20 protein-coding genes are annotated in these 18,146 nt (G+C 42.3%); 10 read left to right on the forward strand and 10 right to left on the reverse strand.

Annotated elements, in window-relative coordinates:
• Positions 1-1,881, forward strand: a complete 1,881-nt coding sequence (gene parE, locus C1A47_RS10270; protein WP_111894951.1) for a DNA topoisomerase IV subunit B — start codon at positions 1-3, stop codon at positions 1,879-1,881.
• A gap of 37 nt (positions 1,882-1,918) precedes the next feature.
• On the opposite strand, the gene C1A47_RS10275 is transcribed toward parE, so the two are convergent.
• From C1A47_RS10275 to alc, 3 genes are all read right to left on the reverse strand, one after another.
• Positions 1,919-2,158, reverse strand: coding sequence for a DUF333 domain-containing protein (locus tag C1A47_RS10275; protein ID WP_111894952.1), 240 nt, complete (start codon positions 2,156-2,158; stop codon positions 1,919-1,921).
• A gap of 238 nt (positions 2,159-2,396) precedes the next feature.
• On the reverse strand, positions 2,397-2,900 hold the full coding sequence (locus C1A47_RS10280; RefSeq protein ID WP_111894953.1) for an ureidoglycolate lyase: 504 nt from the start codon (positions 2,898-2,900) through the stop codon (positions 2,397-2,399).
• Positions 2,897-3,904, reverse strand: a complete 1,008-nt coding sequence (alc, locus tag C1A47_RS10285; protein ID WP_111894954.1) for an allantoicase — start codon at positions 3,902-3,904, stop codon at positions 2,897-2,899. Before alc ends, C1A47_RS10280 begins: the two co-directional genes overlap by 4 nt.
• A gap of 197 nt (positions 3,905-4,101) precedes the next feature.
• Between alc and hpxO the strand changes: the two genes are divergently transcribed.
• Positions 4,102-5,259, forward strand: a complete 1,158-nt coding sequence (gene hpxO, locus C1A47_RS10290) for an FAD-dependent urate hydroxylase HpxO (protein WP_111894955.1) — start codon at positions 4,102-4,104, stop codon at positions 5,257-5,259.
• 112 nt (positions 5,260-5,371) lie between these two features.
• Here the strand turns inward: hpxO and C1A47_RS10295 are convergent, their stop codons facing one another.
• The 4 genes from C1A47_RS10295 to puuE all read right to left on the reverse strand — a co-directional run bounded on the left by C1A47_RS10295 (position 5,372) and on the right by puuE (position 8,868).
• Entirely contained in the window at positions 5,372-6,649 is a 1,278-nt protein-coding gene (locus tag C1A47_RS10295) for a hypothetical protein (protein WP_111894956.1), read from the reverse strand.
• A 347-nt stretch (positions 6,650-6,996) separates the two neighbouring features.
• Positions 6,997-7,320 carry a hydroxyisourate hydrolase gene (uraH, locus tag C1A47_RS10300; protein ID WP_111894957.1) on the reverse strand — a complete coding sequence of 108 codons (324 nt, stop codon included), beginning with the start codon at positions 7,318-7,320 and terminating at the stop codon, positions 6,997-6,999.
• Positions 7,317-7,820 carry a 2-oxo-4-hydroxy-4-carboxy-5-ureidoimidazoline decarboxylase gene (gene uraD / locus C1A47_RS10305; RefSeq protein ID WP_111894958.1) on the reverse strand — a complete coding sequence of 168 codons (504 nt, stop codon included), beginning with the start codon at positions 7,818-7,820 and terminating at the stop codon, positions 7,317-7,319. Before uraD ends, uraH begins: the two co-directional genes overlap by 4 nt.
• Positions 7,821-7,902: 82 nt before the next feature.
• Positions 7,903-8,868, reverse strand: a complete 966-nt coding sequence (gene puuE / locus C1A47_RS10310; RefSeq protein ID WP_111894959.1) for an allantoinase PuuE — start codon at positions 8,866-8,868, stop codon at positions 7,903-7,905.
• 241 nt (positions 8,869-9,109) lie between these two features.
• On the opposite strand from puuE, the gene C1A47_RS10315 reads away from it, so the two are divergent.
• The 5 genes from C1A47_RS10315 (at position 9,110) to C1A47_RS10335 (ending at position 13,557) form a co-directional block, all read left to right on the forward strand.
• Positions 9,110-9,466, forward strand: a complete 357-nt coding sequence (locus C1A47_RS10315) for an HPF/RaiA family ribosome-associated protein (RefSeq protein WP_111894960.1) — start codon at positions 9,110-9,112, stop codon at positions 9,464-9,466.
• A 105-nt stretch (positions 9,467-9,571) separates the two neighbouring features.
• Positions 9,572-10,114: an ankyrin repeat domain-containing protein gene (locus C1A47_RS10320; RefSeq protein ID WP_111894961.1), complete on the forward strand. Its 543-nt coding sequence runs from the start codon at positions 9,572-9,574 to the stop codon at positions 10,112-10,114.
• A gap of 27 nt (positions 10,115-10,141) precedes the next feature.
• Positions 10,142-10,909 (forward strand): transporter, encoded by a 768-nt coding sequence (locus tag C1A47_RS10325; RefSeq protein ID WP_111894962.1) that lies wholly within the window; start codon positions 10,142-10,144, stop codon positions 10,907-10,909.
• 21 nt (positions 10,910-10,930) lie between these two features.
• Positions 10,931-12,742 (forward strand): protein-disulfide reductase DsbD, encoded by a 1,812-nt coding sequence (gene dsbD, locus C1A47_RS10330; protein ID WP_111894963.1) that lies wholly within the window; start codon positions 10,931-10,933, stop codon positions 12,740-12,742.
• Between the two features lie 377 nt (positions 12,743-13,119).
• Positions 13,120-13,557 (forward strand): DUF2147 domain-containing protein, encoded by a 438-nt coding sequence (locus C1A47_RS10335; protein ID WP_111894964.1) that lies wholly within the window; start codon positions 13,120-13,122, stop codon positions 13,555-13,557.
• A 51-nt stretch (positions 13,558-13,608) separates the two neighbouring features.
• Here C1A47_RS10335 and C1A47_RS10340 read toward each other — a convergent pair whose 3' ends face one another.
• Together C1A47_RS10340 and C1A47_RS10345 are read right to left on the reverse strand one after the other, a co-directional pair.
• Complete coding sequence (locus tag C1A47_RS10340) at positions 13,609-13,956, reverse strand: Spx/MgsR family RNA polymerase-binding regulatory protein (RefSeq protein ID WP_111894965.1); 348 nt, start codon at positions 13,954-13,956, stop codon at positions 13,609-13,611.
• 351 nt (positions 13,957-14,307) lie between these two features.
• Positions 14,308-15,129 (reverse strand): exodeoxyribonuclease III, encoded by an 822-nt coding sequence (locus C1A47_RS10345; protein ID WP_111894966.1) that lies wholly within the window; start codon positions 15,127-15,129, stop codon positions 14,308-14,310.
• Between the two features lie 38 nt (positions 15,130-15,167).
• Here C1A47_RS10345 and pyrE point away from each other — a divergent pair, with 38 nt between their 5' ends.
• Together pyrE and C1A47_RS10355 are read left to right on the forward strand one after the other, a co-directional pair.
• Positions 15,168-15,818 (forward strand): orotate phosphoribosyltransferase, encoded by a 651-nt coding sequence (pyrE, locus tag C1A47_RS10350; RefSeq protein ID WP_111894967.1) that lies wholly within the window; start codon positions 15,168-15,170, stop codon positions 15,816-15,818.
• A 228-nt stretch (positions 15,819-16,046) separates the two neighbouring features.
• Complete coding sequence (locus C1A47_RS10355; protein WP_111894968.1) at positions 16,047-16,862, forward strand: shikimate 5-dehydrogenase; 816 nt, start codon at positions 16,047-16,049, stop codon at positions 16,860-16,862.
• A 16-nt stretch (positions 16,863-16,878) separates the two neighbouring features.
• On the opposite strand, the gene C1A47_RS10360 is transcribed toward C1A47_RS10355, so the two are convergent.
• The gene (locus C1A47_RS10360; RefSeq protein ID WP_111894969.1) at positions 16,879-17,085 is read right to left on the reverse strand and encodes a DUF3565 domain-containing protein; all 207 of its coding nucleotides are present in this window, start codon (positions 17,083-17,085) and stop codon (positions 16,879-16,881) included.
• Positions 17,086-17,202: 117 nt separating this feature from the next.
• Between C1A47_RS10360 and gshB the strand changes: the two genes are divergently transcribed.
• The gene (gshB, locus tag C1A47_RS10365) at positions 17,203-18,141 is read left to right on the forward strand and encodes a glutathione synthase (RefSeq protein ID WP_111894970.1); all 939 of its coding nucleotides are present in this window, start codon (positions 17,203-17,205) and stop codon (positions 18,139-18,141) included.
• Positions 18,142-18,146 lie beyond the last annotated feature (5 nt).

Raw genomic sequence — 18,146 nt, forward strand, 5'->3', positions numbered from 1 at the left:
GTGTCACAATATACGGCTCAATCCCTCGAAGTTTTATCTGGTCTAGATCCTGTACGTCGCCGTCCGGGAATGTATACCGATACCACGCGTCCAAACCATCTCGCGCAAGAAGTGATTGATAATGCGGTGGATGAAGCTTTGGCAGGGCATGCCAATCAGATTAGTGTCACGGTCTTTGAAGATGGTTCACTCTCGGTTCAAGATAATGGTCGTGGTATGCCCGTCGATATTCACCCTGAATATGGTCAAAGCGGGATTGAGATCATTCTGACCAAGCTGCATGCAGGCGGTAAATTCAGCACCGATAACTACCAGTTTTCAGGTGGCTTGCATGGGGTCGGGATTTCAGTGGTCAATGCCTTGTCCAACCGCGTTGAAGTGGATGTGCAGCGTCAGGGCAATCTTTATAAAATGGCCTTTGAACATGGCGAGCCTGTTGCACCGCTTGAAGTGCTTGAAGGTAAAGCGCCGAAACGTGCCACAGGCACACTGGTACGTTTTTGGCCAGACAGCAAATATTTTGACAATCCGAAATTTGCTTTAAAAGCCTTAAAACATAACCTGAAAGCCAAAGCAGTTTTGGCGGCGGGTTTAAAAATTTGCTATATCGACAAGATTAATGACGAAAAAATCGAATGGCAGTTTGAAAATGGTCTGGTCGACTACTTGATGGATGAACTGCAAGATCGTGAGATTTTGCCACAGCCTGCCTTTGTTTCGCGTGGCGATGCAGAGCGTGCCAGTTGTGAATTTGCTGTGTGCTGGAATGTTGAAGGCGGCGAGCAGATTCAGGAAAGTTATGTCAACCTGATTCCAACGGCTCAAGGCGGAACCCATGTCAATGGCTTGCGTTCAGGCGTGACTGATGCACTGCGTGAGTTTTGTGAACTGCGCAATTTGTTGCCACGTAACATGAAACTTTCCGCAGAAGATGTCTGGGATGGTGTGAACTATATTCTGTCGCTTAAGTTCCAAGAACCACAATTTTCAGGGCAAACCAAAGAGCGTTTGTCGAGCCGTGAAGCGGCAGGGATTGTGCAGAATATTGCCAAAGATGCTTTTGCTTTGTGGTTTAACCAAAATGCAGAAACCGCAACGCAACTGGCTGAAATGGCGATTGCTAAGGCAGGTCGACGCCTCAAAGCAGCAAAAAAAGTTGAGCGTAAACGTATTGTTTCAGGGCCAGCATTGCCAGGGAAACTGGCGGACTGTGTTGGACAAACGCGTGAAGAAAGTGAATTGTTTATTGTCGAAGGGGATTCTGCGGGGGGGAGTGCCAAGCAAGCCCGTGACAAGAATTTCCAAGCGATCATGCCGATTCGCGGGAAAATTCTGAATACATGGGAAGTATCTTCCGATGAAGTTTTAGCATCACAAGAAGTCCATGATATTGCGATTGCGATTGGGGTAGACCCAGGCAGTGATGATTTATCGGAATTGCGTTACGGCAAAATCTGTATTCTTGCCGATGCTGACTCGGACGGTTTGCATATTGCGACCTTACTGTGTGCCTTGTTTGTGAAGCATTTTCCAGCATTGGTAGAAGATGGACATCTGTTTGTGGCAATGCCGCCATTGTTCCGTGTCGATGCAGCTAAAGACGTATTTTATGCATTGGATGAAGATGAGCTGGAAAGTATTTTAGCCAAGATCAAAACCAAAAATCCGCAAATTACCCGCTTTAAAGGTTTGGGTGAGATGAATGCGAGCCAACTTCGTGAAACCACGATGGATCCGAATACGCGCCGTTTGGTACAGTTGGATCTGGATGATGCTCAATTCACTGCAAGTTTGCTGGATAAGCTACTTGCCAAAAAACGCTCTTCAGATCGTAAGCATTGGTTAGAGCAAAAGGGTAATTTAGCCGATTTGGTGGTTTAACTTCGCGAATAAAAAAGAGGGCAAATGCCCTCTTTTTTTATGAATGGGTTTGTCGGTACAAATCCCATTCATCCTGTTCATGCCCATGTGGCAATTTACAGTTGATGGATTCATCCCCATAGGCATTTTTTAAAGGGCGTAATTTACCGCCTTGTTCTAAGCAATATTTACTGGCAGGGTTAGCCATAGCTTGCTGTTTTTCCGAAGGATTACTACTACACGCAGTTAAAAATGCCGTTGCTGTGGCAAGGCTCAGTAAAATCAATTTTTTCATCATAAACGAGAGTGAGCACACTAAACAGGATTTTCACTATAACCAATGAAGATGGTCAAAGTTTTATGCTTTTGCAAAGACTAAGGAGAGAAAGTGAAGGTGGATTTCTGCAATGAATCTTTGAGCATGTCAAAGCAAATCATGAGTATTCCAAGCATTTAAAAATAATGAATTGAATTTTTATGATGAAACACATTCATTTAAAAATAAGACAGGCTGCCGAAACAGCCTAACCAGAATCCTATTCTTGAATCAGTACCGATACAGGGAACTTGAATACATCACAGTTGTGACCTGTACCTAGTCGGTCAACCACAGCAAAATCACTTGGACTTTCCAAAGTCAGAAGTGGGTGATGCCATGTTCCTGCACGGTAATTTACTCCTTGCGTACCATCTGACATAAAGGCTCGAATACGCTGTAGGTCTGGCTGTTCAGCATTTAAATTGGGTGCAACCACAATCAGGAATTTTTGTCCCTGCATTGGAATAAAGGCTTGTGAGCCAATTGGATGTCGTTCCAGCATATCAATTTGCAACGGCAAAGTTGTGGTTTTGATATTGCGGAAAATACTGATGCCAATCTTGCCTGCTGCATCGCTTTCAGTCTGTACCAAAGCGTGATAACGCTCGGTATGTGCATCATTGATATGAAAAAAATCATGTCCTGCACAGCCGATCACTTCGCCGAATTCGGCGAAGCTTTCAATGCTTAACGGTTCAATCTGAACGGTGATTTCACTCATCCTGTGACTTTACCCCATAAACGAATACGGCTAATGCCACCATCTGGAATCATGTTAACGCGGATATGTGAGATTTTTTCGTGAGCCAACACTTCATTGATATAGCTGTGTACATGATCCATTTGCATGTCTTGTGCTTCAAGTAAAAATGGCCAGAACATACTTTGCGGGATTAATTGTGGATCGGTGGCATCTTCCACATAGACGGCTTGAATCGACACTTGGGCAGGGAAGTTACCTTTAAAGTGAGCAGTATCAATCTCGATCTTTTCAATAGAGCCTGCCTGTCCTAACGCCAACACGCACCAGTCAAAACCAGGAGCACGGCGGCGTTTGGTTTCCCAGCCATCACCCATGTTGATACCACGCCCTGGGTTGATCAGGTTACGTGGGTGACCATAGTGTGCATCACTAAATGCAATCACCCGTCCACCATTTTCTAAAGCGAGTAAATCGAGAGTTTGTTCACTGTCTTTAAGCTGGATTTGCACTTCACCATACACGCGTAAACGTGCTACACCACCGTCAGGGAAAATGTTCAGGCGAATATGGGTAAACACCTGATCTGATGCAATCTCAAAAATATGATGCTGACTTGAGCCTAAAACACTGTTGGGCAGTAAATTGTGCCACTCAACTTGATCAAGCTGACCATCGGGTGCATAGCAAGCTTCTAAAGCAGCCGATGCTGGATAGTTGCCTGTAAAGAACGTCGTGTCGATGTCTAGCCCTGAGATTTTGCCTGCCACGCCGAGTTTAACGATACACCAGTCGTAGCCTGCATGACGTTTACGGCGAGTTTCCCAACCATCCATCCATTTGCCATGATCATCAAATTTGTCTTCGACAAAAATCGGAGCATCGGCATTCAGCATGCGTTTTGCTTCGGCAAAAAATTCATCAGAACAGTCAATGATGGCGGCACCAATACGCGCATCGGCCAGATTGGTCAGGTGAGTCAAATGCGTTGGTAGTTCAAAAGCAGGCGCGAGTAGGGTAGCCATGTATTTTTCCTATTAGGGTGTTTTTATGTCGTGAAATAAAATCCTTTGCCTATACTAGCACTGTTCATTATTTAAAAAAGAGTGGCAAAAATGTGGCAGTTTTGCAGGAATTGAACGAATTCAGAGCAAAATACTGGGTATGGCACGTTTTTGGCATCAAAAATAAAACAAACGGTATAAATATACAGGAGCTATAGATGGAAATTGTCATTATCGGTGCTGGTATGGGGGGGTTAACCACAGGAATTGCACTAAAAAAGTTCGGACATAAAGTAACCATCTATGAACAAACACAAAAAATTCTTCCCGTTGGTGCTGCGATCTCTTTATGGTCAAATGGCGTGAAATGCCTAAACTATTTAGGATTGTCTGCTCAAATTGCCAAACTGGGTGGGCAAATGAATGATCTGGCTTATGTCGATGGTTTGACAGGGGAAACCATGACGCAATTTAGTTTGCAGCCGCTCATTCAGGAAGTCGGTCAGCGTCCGTATCCTGTATCGCGCGCCGATTTACAAAACATGCTCATGGATGAATTTGGTCGTGAAGATATTCATTTGGGTAAACGTATGGTGGCCTTGGAGCAACAAGCGGGCAAGGTGAAGCTGCAATTTGAGGATGGTGCCGAAGTTGAAACCGAGCTGTTGATTGGGGCAGATGGCACACACTCGATTACTCGTGCTTATGTACTGGGTGAACAGGTTCAGCGCCGTTATGCAGGCTATGTCAACTGGAATGGACTGGTGGATATTTCTGAAGACCTCGCACCTGCGGAACAATGGACAACCTATGTCGGTGAGGGTAAACGCGCATCGCTTATGCCCGTAGCCGATCAGCGTTTCTATTTCTTTTTAGATGTGCCATTACCTGTGGGCTTGGAGAATGACCGTAGTCAGTATCAAAGTCTGCTCAAAGAATATTTCAAAGGCTGGTGTCCACAGGTTCAAAGCTTGATTGAGCGACTCGATCCGCAAAAAACCAATCGGGTTGAAATTCATGACATTGAGCCGTTTTTGCAGTTCTATAAAGGGCATGTGGTTTTGGTGGGCGATGCCGCACACAGTACCACACCTGATATTGGGCAGGGTGGTTGTCAGGCGATGGAAGATGCGATTTATCTGGCACGTGCCTTACAGGTCAATACTTTGGGTACTGAAGATGCTTTGTCACGTTATCAGGAAAAGCGCAATGAACGCACCAAAGAAATGGTGTTACGCGCACGCAAACGTTGCGATGTGACGCATATGAAAGATGAGGAAACGACTCAAACATGGTACAGCGAACTGCGTCAGGAGCAAGGACCGCATATTATGCAGGGTATTATCAGTAACATCGTGGGGAATGTATTGGATTAATGAGCATCACAAAACAAAAATTCACCCCATAAAAAAGATGCCTTGAAGGCATCTTTTTTAACAACTTGATCAGGCGGTAACGATCACTGAAGTGATCGTTATACCATGAGACTTAGAAGTTGTAAGTGATTCCAAAACGGTTTTGCAAGAATGCATTTGAATCGCCTTTTTGTTTTTGGAAACCAATAAACTCAGACAAGCTCAAACCTTTTAAAGCACCTGTAAAGTTATAGAAGCCATAGAACATCACTTCATACATATCTTTATTGAATTCAGTATTGCTCAAGTCTGTGTATGAGATACGGCTACCAACAAAAGCATTTTCACCAAATGGCGAAGAAAGCTCAGTGGTATAGAAATCACCAGGGCCTAAGTCCTGAGTACTGGTGAAGAATGGCTGTGCAAAGTACGGATCAGAAGAGGTGTTATGTGCATATGGTGTTGGTAAAGTACCGTTACCCCAAGCATCATTTTTCTTGAACACGTGGTCGTAAGCAAGACGCCAAGTTAATTTGTCCGTTGGTTTCAGTTTAAGCTGAGCGCCTAGAGATGTGCTGTCCACTTTACCGAACTGTGCATCGCCAATATCATTGGCATAAGCAGCTTGTACGCTAACTTCTGGTGCCCATTTTACTTTGTCAAAACCAAGGTTAGCTTCGCCATAATACAAGTTGAATGAATCTTCATAGCTTTCTAACCATGCTTGGGTTTTCAGGTATTTATCATCCAGATTGAATTTTTTACCAAGACCAAAGCTCGTTACATGATCAAGGCGCGTGTCTTGTGCAGATGAATATGGGTCATCGTTGTAACGGTCACGGTGTGCAAAACTGTCATCGCCATAGCTTTTGTATTTGTTGACATAGGTTGCACGAACAAAGTTATCTGCATCACCATATTTCATATCAATGCCTTGATATAACCATGGTTGTACACGATAGAATGAGTAATCACCCATAAATGGCAGATCAAGTTTTTGATTACCCACAGTCACAGAGAATTTGTCTTGTGTCCAGTTGATATACGCTTCACCGATTCCGAACGTATCTTGAGAAAGTTCAGATACATCATGCGCGCCATGAGCAAGACGTTTTTGGCCTTCAACGCCAATTACTGCTTGAAAACCGTTGTAGCGTGCAGTTTTGTAGTTAACATAGCCACCCGCAGTCGTTGTATCTTCATCATTTCCAGCAAAATAGGCATTGTTGGTTGAGTAAGATGCTAGACGTAAGCTACCTTCGATGGTTCCACAGCTAAACATCTGTGAAAAATCACTGACATTCGCCGCTTTACAAGCGTCATCACTCGATAATGGCAATGCAAAAACTGAAGAGCATAGGCTGCTGATACCACATAAAAGAAGCGCTTTTTTAAGGCGAATGTTGCTCATTGTAGAATTTCCCCACATGAATAAATTGGTTTACAAGCAAGATGCAAAAATCTGACCAATTTTAAACAAATTTTTATCCCATGTAGTTATTGCAAAGAAAAAAGCGCAGAGAAACGTTGAGAAAAGCAGCAGCTAAGCTTAAAAATGCCTATCTTTTGAATCATATAATGTATGAGTTTTTAAATTTTAAAAAAATAAAATGTAAGGAACTCGTCGAGAAAGAGAGCATTTTATGTGGCATTCTGCTTGGATTTAGTGCAAGAAGTGAATCTGTTTTGACCATTTGGTCTGATTGGTATGGATCCTGAAACTTGGCAGGATCCATATTAATACCCAATAGTTCGCGTCTAGCTTCCTCGATAAGTTGAGTAAGCAAATGGACTAATCAATAGGGGAACATGGAAGTGTTCTTCGGGATTGTTCACATGAAATTGGATACAGACTTTTGGGAAAAAAGTATCGAGCTGTTTTGCTGCGAAGTAAGGGGCAATTTCATATTCAAGCTGATATTCACCAGCAAGAAAATTGGTTAAGCCAAAATCTTTCAAGCGACCATCGGCATCTGTTTGCCCTTGTCCCAATAAAGTATGGTTTGCCGCATCAAATAATTTCACAGTGACAGCCGCAGCAGGTTTGCCTAAGTGTGTATCTAAAATATGGGTACTAATCACGCCTCAATTCCTTGTTCTAGACGATGCAGGGCAATGCCTGCCAGTTGTTGGTGAACCACTTGCTTTTCGGTTTCCAAATCATTTTGTAGGCGCTGCTGCAATGCTTCAAAAACATCCATATGCGTCAGTCCAACCGCTTTAATTAAGAAGATAAAACCAAACTTTTGCTCATAAGCCAGATTGGCTTCATATAAAGCATCGGCTGTTTCGACATCTTGATAGACCAAAGCTTGTTCTTTTTCGGAAAAAGCTTGTTCTTGAGCAGATAGATCTTTTTTAGCTTTTTGTTCGCCAATACGAGGATGGGTGTCGAGAGCAGCTTTAATTTCTTCCCATGTCCATGTTTCAGTTTGCATTTCAGCAGTATTGATCAAGGTATGTTTGCTCGGATAAGGACGCTGTTCAGAGAGATCTCGTATCCATGAGGAAATGTGGACACAATGTTTTAAAAATTCTTGTGCTTGTGTCTCAGAGAGTTGGTTGAATTCAGAAAGTTGCATAATTATGTCCAGTTTATTGTTGCTATTACTCATTTAAACATGTGCATTCATGCCCGAAAAAGCAAGAGCTAAATAGATTTTTTTACTTTGGGAAATGATGTTGATACCAATGCTGGGCAATATCTTGACGGCGACAAATCCAAACCCGTTCATGTGACTGAATATAATCTAAAAAGCGCTGTAGTGCTTTAAAACGGCCAGGCTTACCTAAAATGCGGCAGTGCATGCCAATCGACAGCATTTTCGGAGCGGTTTCACCTTCGGCATACAGCACATCAAAAGCATCTTTTAAATATTGATAGAACTGCTCGCCACTATTGAAGCCTCCTGGTGAACAAAACTTCATGTCATTTGATTCTAAAGTGTAGGGAATAATCAGGTGTGGGCGGCTTTCGCCTTCAGCACTGGTGAGTGTTGTCCAAAATGGTAAGTCATCACCATAGTGATCGCTATCATATTGAATTTGTGGGAACTCAGCCAAAAGTTGACGGGTATTCGGGCTGTCACGACCTGTGTACCAACCGATTGGGGCTTCACCAAATAGGCTTTCAAGCACACTGATCGCCTGATCCATATACTGGCGTTCCAATTCGATCGGCATATCCTGATAGTGAATCCAGCGTTGACCATGCGATGCAACGTCATAACCTGCAGATTTAATGGCTTCAACCACATACGGGTTGCGAATCAGCGCCATACCCACGCCAAAAATGGTCATTGGCAGATTGCGGCGCTGAAACTCTTCGTGAATTCTCCAGAAGCCTGCTCGCGAACCATATTCATACATCGAGTCCATAGACATATGTTTGGCTGGAAAACTGGCTGCACCAATAATGTCTGAGAGAAACTGTTCTGAACCTGCATCACCATGCTCAATATGGTTTTCCGAGCCTTCTTCATAGTTGAGAACAAATTGAACTGCAATCTTGGCTTGATGTGGCCAATTGGCATGAGGAGGCTGGCCATGATAGCCAATCAGGTCGCGAGAATAGGATTCGGAACGAATGGAATCGATGAGCGCTTGACCACGTAAGTAAGGAGATGTCACGGTTGGTTTCCTTTTGATCGTTTTTTGCAAAATATACTTGCATATTTTTGAGTATAGCCTGATATTTAAAATATAAGGACACCGAAACAACATGCAAAAATGGTGACAATATCTTCTATTCAAGAAGAATAAAATCTGATGAATTTAAGTGCTTTCACATTGTTGTATATGAAGTTTTAGGTTAATTACATGGATGGTTGTATTGTTTTGCACAGAGCAGATAGAAAAGAGAGGATGAATTATGAACATTGAAATCCGCACAGATAAAAATATTCAAAATAACGAACGTTTAATTAGTTATATACGTGCAGAACTTACCAATGAATTTCAACGCTACGCTGAACGTATTACCCATTTCTCAGTACATTTGAGTGATGAAAATGGCGATAAAGGTGGCGACGACGACTTACGTTGTATGATTGAAGCGCGTCTGGCAGGCGTGAAACCTGTAGCTGTTTCGCATAAAGCAGGTAATGTTGATACCGCAATTCACGGTGCAATTGAACGTTTGAAACGTAGTCTCGAACATGCGATTGAGAAAAAAGATAATCCTCGCGCTAAACCATTGGTTGAAGCTGAAGAAGAAGATGAAGCATAAGTTTCTGCATGATTGATAAAAGGCTCCTTCGGGAGCTTTTTTATTGCCGCAACAAATCCATTTCTTGTTAAACTGCATCAAGCACATAGCCATTGAGACCATCCCATGCTAACGACAGCACAACATGCTTTGATTGATGCGATTGAACAACTTGACCCTGCAAAAGTACAAGACCTGTTGTCTCAAGGGCTTGATCCTAATTTTATGCACCCTGAAAAAGGTTTACCAGTCACCATCGTTTGTGATGGTTTGTTTCAGTGGTGGGAAATGTTATGTGATGCTTACGAAGCAGGAAAACCACTTTCTGAACAAGAAAAACAACAGGCTCTACAGGCACATCTTGAAATTCTTGAAGCATTGATTCAAGCCAAAGCCAATGTTCATTTGTGGGATGCAGAAGAGTTCTATGGCCCACTTTGGGATGCTGCAAGTGCAGCCTGTGTTCCAGCTGTACAACGCTTACTCGAAGAAAAGGTCAATCCAAATACATTGGATGATGAAGATTTAACCGTGTTATCATCAATTAGCCAATTATTTTTTGAATGTGACTACGATGAAATTGATTGGTCGGAAACTTTGCCAGAGCAAAAGCAAACCTTACAATTACTGCGTGAGCATGGCGCAAAAATGACAAAAGAATTAAATTAACGAAAGCTTAACCACTTGAGAATATCTATGAAACTATGGCAAATCACAGCATTCGCACTGGCTTCAACAGTGAGCATGCACAGTCTAGCGACCGATTTTTCTTTTGACCGCCCAGGTTCAGGTTTTGGTACAAGTATTACACCAGTTGGGCAACTGGCGTGGGAACAGAGCTTGCCAAGCGTGTCGTATACCAAGCAAGGTACGGCAGAAGGTTATGAAAAAACCACGACGATCCAAACAGATATGTTGTTCCGTACGGGTTTGACGGACAGCATGGAACTGCGATTAGGCTGGGAAGGGCCTGCTTGGACACAAATCCGATATGCTGGACAAAAATTCAATGATCATGGTTTGGGTGATGTCTCTGTCGGTGTGAAAAAAGCGATTGATTTGCAAGATGACAAAATGACCATGGCAGTTTTGGGCCAAGTCTCATTGGCGACAGGTAATCAAGGTTTTAGAGAAGATCAGGATACTTATACCATTGGTTCAACCGTGGCTTATCAGCAAAATGACCTCTTAAATACCAGTATTACCATGTACTATGCCATGCAAGATGGCGACTGGTCATGGACAGCTATTCCAACCTTGAATTATAAGATCGTAGGGAAATGGTCGGGTTATTCTGAGTTTGTATACCGTAAACAAGAAAGCAAACACGAACAAACCTCACTGGCAACGGGTCTCGTTTACAATCTTAACAATCGCACACAATTTGATGCCAGTGTTGGTGTTGGTTTGAGTGGTGACGTACCTGACTATTCAGGTGGTTTTGGCGTATCCTACTTGTTCTAAATTGAATGAGCAGATTTGCCCATGCTATTGCATGCTAAAAGAAAGGCAATATTGTGGTTTATACAATATTGCCTTTTGTTTATCGTCTCTTTTCCTGTATTCACTCATGCTGACGAGCTTTTACCCGTTGAGCAGGCATTTCAATTCTCTGCTGAATCTCTTTCAGATCATCAGGCACAACTGTCTTGGAAAATCCAGCCGAATTATTATTTGTACCAGCAGAAATTCACGGTAGAACAAGAGCAGCACAAACTGAAGTTAAAACTGCCAAAAACCATCTCTCAGCATGATGATAATTTTGGAAAAAGCTGGGTTTATTTTAATCAAGTCTCATTTACTATTCCGACCGCACCGAATCAAAGTTATCGGATTACTTGGCAAGGCTGTGCGAAGGATCGTTTATGCTATCCACCGCAAAACATGACCATTCGTACCGATGCTGACGGTCTGGTAAGCATGCAGGATCAGGTGCAAACACAGCCAACTTTACTGGAGCTGTCACAGCAACCCTCGCCCTCTCTGAGTTCCAATAGCACCTCAGCCATGACTGTTGCTGCAACGCCAACAGATTCCAGTATGCAAAGTGCTGATGATGAATCATGGTCACAGCGTTTGAGTCAGCATTCATTTGCTTATGGATTGTTACTGTTTCTCGGTCTCGGAATTTTACTGGCATTTACGCCGTGTTCTTTACCCATGATTCCGATTTTATCGTCTTTGCTGATTCGAGAGCATCGGGGGATTAAAGCATGGATGATCGCTCTCGTTTTTGTCACCAGTATGGCATCGGTCTATGCTGTTTTGGGCATGGTAGCATCATCATTTGGTTTGGGGTTTCAGCGTTGGTTACAGCAACCTAGCATTTTAATGGCGTTTAGTTTGTTGTTTGTGGTATTTGCCTTAAACCTGTTTGGACTATTTGAAATTAAATTACCGCATCGCTGGGTGCATCATCTAGATCAGGCACAATCCATGCAAAAAGGCGGCTCATTGCTCGGTGCAGCCGTGATGGGTGTTATTTCTGCTTTACTGGTTGGGCCTTGCATGACGGCACCACTCGCAGGCGCATTGCTATTTATTTCACAAACTCAAAATCAGTGGCATGGTGCAATTTTGCTGTTTGGCTTGGGCTTTGGAATGGGTATTCCTATGCTCCTCGTGAGTTTGCTGGGTGCAAAAGTACTGCCGAAAGCAGGACTCTGGATGATGCAAGTTAAAGTGATCTTTGCGTTTGTCATGTTGGGTTTGGCCGTTTATTTTATTCGACCGATCTTACAAGCAGGGGCATGGCAGTGGCTGAATATCCTGCTCATTTTAAGCTTTACGGCATATCTATGTTATGGATTGTTCAAACATGCTCGCGGTTTAAAGTGGCTTTATGCAGCATTATTACTGAGCCTTGTCCCCGCTTATGCCTATCAACAGTATCAATGGTGGCAAGGACAAACTGCTGTTGAAGAAAGTGCAAAATCATCATGGCATGTCGCTAAAACTGCCAAAGAATTTCAAAATCTGTTACAGCAAGCACCGAAAGGGCAAGCGATTGTGGTCGATATTTATGCGGACTGGTGTGTGGCTTGTCAGCCCATTGAACATCACATTTTACCTCAGACACAGGTACAGCAAGCACTTGAACCTTTTTATCGAATCAAGCTGGATTTAAGTCAGTACGATGCTTCTCATCAAGCTTTACTGAAGCAATGGGATGTTTTGGGCCCACCAACCTACCTGTTTTTAAATCAGCAGCATCAAGAGCAGCGTCGTTTACGTCTCACGGGCGAGTTCAAAATGGAGACTCTATTGCAGCGTTTGCAACAGTTATCCTCTCGTTAACCAGTCAAACTAAATACCATAGATCGGGTGAAAGTAAGCAGATTGGATTTAGCTTACTTTCATTATTTGAAATAAGTTTCTCATAAAAATTGTATTGATTACTCAAAATAATGAAAGAATAAACATTGGGTTGTAATGCAATATCGCGATCAATTGGTTTTTATCTACTGTATTGAGTAAAGACACAGCAATTGATTTCCTAATATAAAATTTCAGGGGGCCTATAGTTTTATTTTATGTGGGAGAGATGCAATATAAGTCAACTGTATGGGGATCGTTACAAGGCTACACTAAACGGTCACACTGAAAAATTGCAAATTGGCTGTGTATTTTGAATACTGAAACTCGGAAATAACACAGATGATTAGGAAAAAATAATGAAAAAAATGTTACTCGTTTTGGGCTTATTTGGTGCTGCAATTGCTGCACATGCAGCAGATCAGCTCAATGGTACAGTTTGGCAGACCATTGATGATGCAACCAACAAACCAAAAGCATTGGTTGTTTTTACTGAGCAAAAAAATGGAACCTTGTCTGCGAATATTCAGAAAGTACTGACCCCAGGTGAGGAAAATGCCTGTACAAAATGTGATGGCCCTTATAAAAATAAATCACTGCGTGGTCTAACGATTGTTCGCGGCTTAAAAAATGTGGGGGGCAATGAATATGATAATGGTTCGATTCTAGACCCCAAAAATGGCAAAACTTATAGCTTAAAAGGTGAATTAATTAACGGTGGGAAACAGTTGAAAATTCGAGGTTACCTCGGTTTTTCTGTACTTGGGCGTAACCAGACGTGGAATCGTGTCCACTAAAGATATGTTGTGATAAAAGCAAAGCCTAGACTGTTCTAGGCTTTTTTATTTTTAGGCTAAGTTGCGATATGCAGCTTCGTCAAAGCCTACAATAAAGCCTTGAGTTGTCGCGAGCACAGGGCGCTTAATGAGGCTGGTATGCGTGGTTAAGGCTTCAATCAGATTATCTTCACTGGCAAGAGCATGCTGTTGTTCAGCTTCACTCAATTTACGCCAAGTAGTGCCTTTTTTATTGAGAATCAGGTCTTGCCCGCAGGTGTCAAGCCAATGCTTTACTGTTGTTGCATCAATGCCTTGTTTTTTATAATCATGGAATTCATAGCTCAAGCCTAACTCGGTCAGGAGGTCAAAGGCTTTTTTCATGGAATTACAATTTTTGATGCCGTAGATTTTCAGCATATTCATCACTCATCTATAGTTATGACGAATGAGCTTAACTAAAAAATATTTGTTCGGCTATGATTATCTTGAAAGGGAGAATGGGTCTTCCAAATAGAGAAAACCCGCATTAGATCATCCTGATTATGCGGGTCTCATTTACAACGTCCGATGTCACATCCTTGAAAAACAACCTAAATAATTTAGTTTGTTTTTACTTTCATCCTACGGCGTCCTATCCTTTTGCTGTCATCCTGACATGTCCCTGTGCCGTGCAACTATATTGCTACAAACTGATGTCAGAAAAAAGCTATCTTGGCGACAAACGCTGTAAGCATTTTTTACTAGTTTTGTGAACATGTGTTCACAATTTTAATTTAACTGATAATCAATAATGACTGGAGCATGATCACTAAACCACTGATCTTTATACACCCATGCATTGATTGTGCGGGTTTTCCAGTCAGGTGAACAAGCTTGGTAGTCAATGCGCCAACCGACGTTTTTCGCACGTGCCTGTCCTCGGTTTGACCACCACGAGTAGAGTTCAGCTTCCTGACGAACCACACGGAAGGTATCGACATAGCCTAGCTCATCATAAATATGATCAAGCCAAGCGCGTTCATGCGGTAGACATCCAGATGCTTTTTGATTACCTGACCAGTTTTTAATATCAATGCGCTTATGCACAATGTTGTAATCCCCACACACAATGATCGATTTATTTTCATCGCGCCATTGTTTCAGGATTTTTTTATATTCATCTAAAAAGTGATCTTTGCGGGCTTGTGCTTCGTCACCTGAAGAGCCAGAAGGAAGGTACAGAGAAGCGATATGTACAGGTTGCTCTAAGCCTAAATCGAACTCGGCACAAATAAAACGCCCTTGTGAGTCTGCAAGTTCAAAGCCTAAGCCATCTTTCACCGAAATAAATGGCAGGCGGCTATAGATCGCCGTACCTGCATAGCCTGCACGCTCAGCAGGAAACAGATGCGTATGCCAGCCTTCAGGTCTAAATTTATCTGTCCATTGGGCATGGGTAATACGACTTTCCTGAATGCAGACCACATCGGCATCGGACTGTTCTAACCAGTCGAGTAGACCTTTGGTCACGGAAGAACGTAGTCCATTTACGTTAATTGAGACTACACGTAGAATTTTTGCCTCACTTGGATAGTGATCCTTTGGTATCATGCTCAAGTCTTACCTCAATATCTGAATTTGGAGCTCTCATGACAACGCCGTCTCAATTTAACCCACAGGCTTTTATTGACCTTGCTTTATCACGAGGTGTGCTGAAGTTTGGTGAGTTTACTTTAAAATCGGGTCGTGTTAGCCCTTATTTTTTTAATGCAGGTTTGTTAAATGATGGTGAAGCATTGTCATTGCTTGCGCAAGGCTATGCCGATCAATTGGTTCAATCTGACAATGTTGAAGTGATTTTTGGCCCTGCGTACAAAGGAATTCCTTTCGTTGCGGCAACAGCAGTGGCATTGTCGCAAGTTCATGGTAAAAGTGTACCTTGGGGTTTTAACCGTAAAGAAGCCAAAGATCATGGCGAAGGCGGTGTTTTAGTCGGTGCAGCAGTAGAAGGCAAAAAAGTCTGGATCATTGATGATGTGATTACTGCAGGTACTGCGATTCGTGAAGTCGTCACCATTTTGAAAAATGCGGGTGCAAGCATTGCGGGCGTGTTGGTGGCATTAGACCGTCAGGAACGTGGTCAAGGTGAATTGTCTGCGATTCAGGAAGTACAAAAAGAACTTGAGATTCCTGTACATGCCTTAATCACGATGAAAGATTTGATGGATTATCTGGATGCGAAAGGCGAGAAAGAAGCTTTAGCGAATATGCAGGCGTACCGTGAGAAATACGGTATCTAATTCAAAAAGGGAGCATGTGCTCCCTTTTTTACGCGGAATCATTTAGTCAGATTTGGGGTAAATGATAAGAGTGTTATCCTCAAAATTTTATATCTCAATTTTTTTCAAATCATGGTGTTTGAAATTTAACTTAGCGCTATACAGGCTAAGCATTTCAGTGAAATTCAAGCATGAAAAGATTGACGTATAATTCATAAATTTTTCTTATAAAAATGAAAGGAACGTTCAATGCGAATTAATAAAGATACAACATTGTGTATGTCGCTTGCGAGCAAGCCAAGTAACTTTGGAACACGATTTCATAACTATCTTTATGAAGCGCTAGATTTAAATTTTTTATATAAAGCATTTGCTCCTCAAGATTTAGCGCAGGCCATCGCAGGAGTACGTGGATTACCTGTTCGTGGTTGTGCTATTTCAATGCCTTATAAAGAAGCTGTGATTACTTTGGTTGATGAAATGGATGCGTCTGCCAAAGCCATTCAATCAGTCAATACCATTGTGAATACAGACGGTGTATTAAAAGCATATAACACTGACTTTATCGCAATTAGTAAAATTATTGAAAAATATGACATTTCACCTGCAACCAAGTTCGCATTAAAAGGAAGTGGTGGAATGGCAAAAGCGGTAGCATTTGCTTTAAAAAGCAAAGGTTTTTCAAATGGAATTATTGTTGCCAAAAATGAAACTTCAGGGCCTGAACTGGCTCAAAGCAGTGGCTATGCTTGGCAAAAAGAATTGGAAGATGCAGACGTTGAGTTGTTAATTAATGCGACACCTGTGGGTATGGCAGGCACAGCATTTGCAGATGATCTGGCATTTTCAGAGCAGATGATTACTGCGGCAAATCTGATTTTCGATATCGTCGCATTGCCTGAAAATACACCTTTGATTCAGTTGGCTCAAACGCAAGGAAAACCAACCATTCAAGGTTCCGAAGTCTTTGCATTGCAAGCTTTAGAGCAATTTTATTTATATACAGGCGTGTATCCAAGCCAAGAGATATTTAATGCAGCAGCTAAATTTTCCAGAGCAGGTTGATGGAAATCTAAATATTTCACTTTTTATTGAGAGAATCTGGTTCATCGCATTTTAAACAGTTGAGATACATCCCTAATTTTTCTTGACGCCCTTGCTTAGTCATGACCCAAGGGCGGTTTTGCCAAGGTGGGGTATGCCTGACATGTTGCGTATGCCCACAGGCCAAATCAGCAACCCAGTGCTGTTCTTCATCCAGATGAAACCCAATAATTGCCTGTTGCATTACATCTCCAATCATTTTGTTGTAAAGAATACGTCACGCTTTACTGAAATTCAGAAAAAGACAGTCACAATCTCCGTTATACTTTTTCTCATTAGAAAATAGTTAGAGTAAAAAATCATGCGCGTACTGGTTGTGATGGATCCCATTGAAAATGTCAATCTGAAAAAAGATTCCACGATGGCCATGCTTTGGACAGCGAGTCGTCGTGGGCATGAATTGGGATATGCTTTACAACAAGATTTGTATATCGATCAGGGAAAAGCATTTGGTCTCATTTCACCACTGAAAGTATTTGAAGATTATCAGCATTATTACGAGTTGGGTGAAAAGCAGAAGCAATCACTGGCAGATTACGATGTCATCTTGATGCGTAAAGATCCGCCATTTGATATGAACTTTGTCTATACCACGTATATTTTGGAACAGGCAGAGCGTGAAGGTGCATGGATCATTAACAAACCACAGTCGCTCCGTGATTGTAATGAAAAACTGTTTGCAACCCAGTTTCCAGAGCTTCAAGTGCCAACTTTGGTGACATCACAAGAAAGCTTGATGCGCGAATTTATTGTTGAGCATGGTGATGTGATCGTTAAACCGCTTGATGGTATGGGTGGAATGGGAATTTTTCGTTTATTCCAAGATGGCGTCAATATTGGTTCGACGCTTGAAATTCTGACTCAGAATGGTCAGCAACCGATTATGGCACAGCGCTATATCCCTGAAATTGTCGAAGGGGATAAACGTATTTTAATGGTCAATGGTGAACCTATTCCATATTGCTTGGCACGTATTCCACAAAATGGAGAAGTCCGTGGCAACTTGGCTGCGGGTGGCTTAGGTCAAGCTCGTCCATTAACTGAGAACGACAAACGTATCGCTGAAAAGGTAGGGCCATTCTTGCGTGAAAAAGGTCTGATCTTTGTCGGTTTAGATGTGATTGGTAATTATGTCACTGAGATCAATGTGACTAGTCCAACCTGTATTCGTGAAATTGATGCACAGTTTGGAACATCGATTGCCGATACCTTGTTTGATGTGTTAGAAAAAGGCCGTTAATTTAT

Source organism: Acinetobacter sp. MB5 (assembly GCF_003261585.1).
In the GTDB taxonomy this organism is placed as follows: domain Bacteria; phylum Pseudomonadota; class Gammaproteobacteria; order Pseudomonadales; family Moraxellaceae; genus Acinetobacter.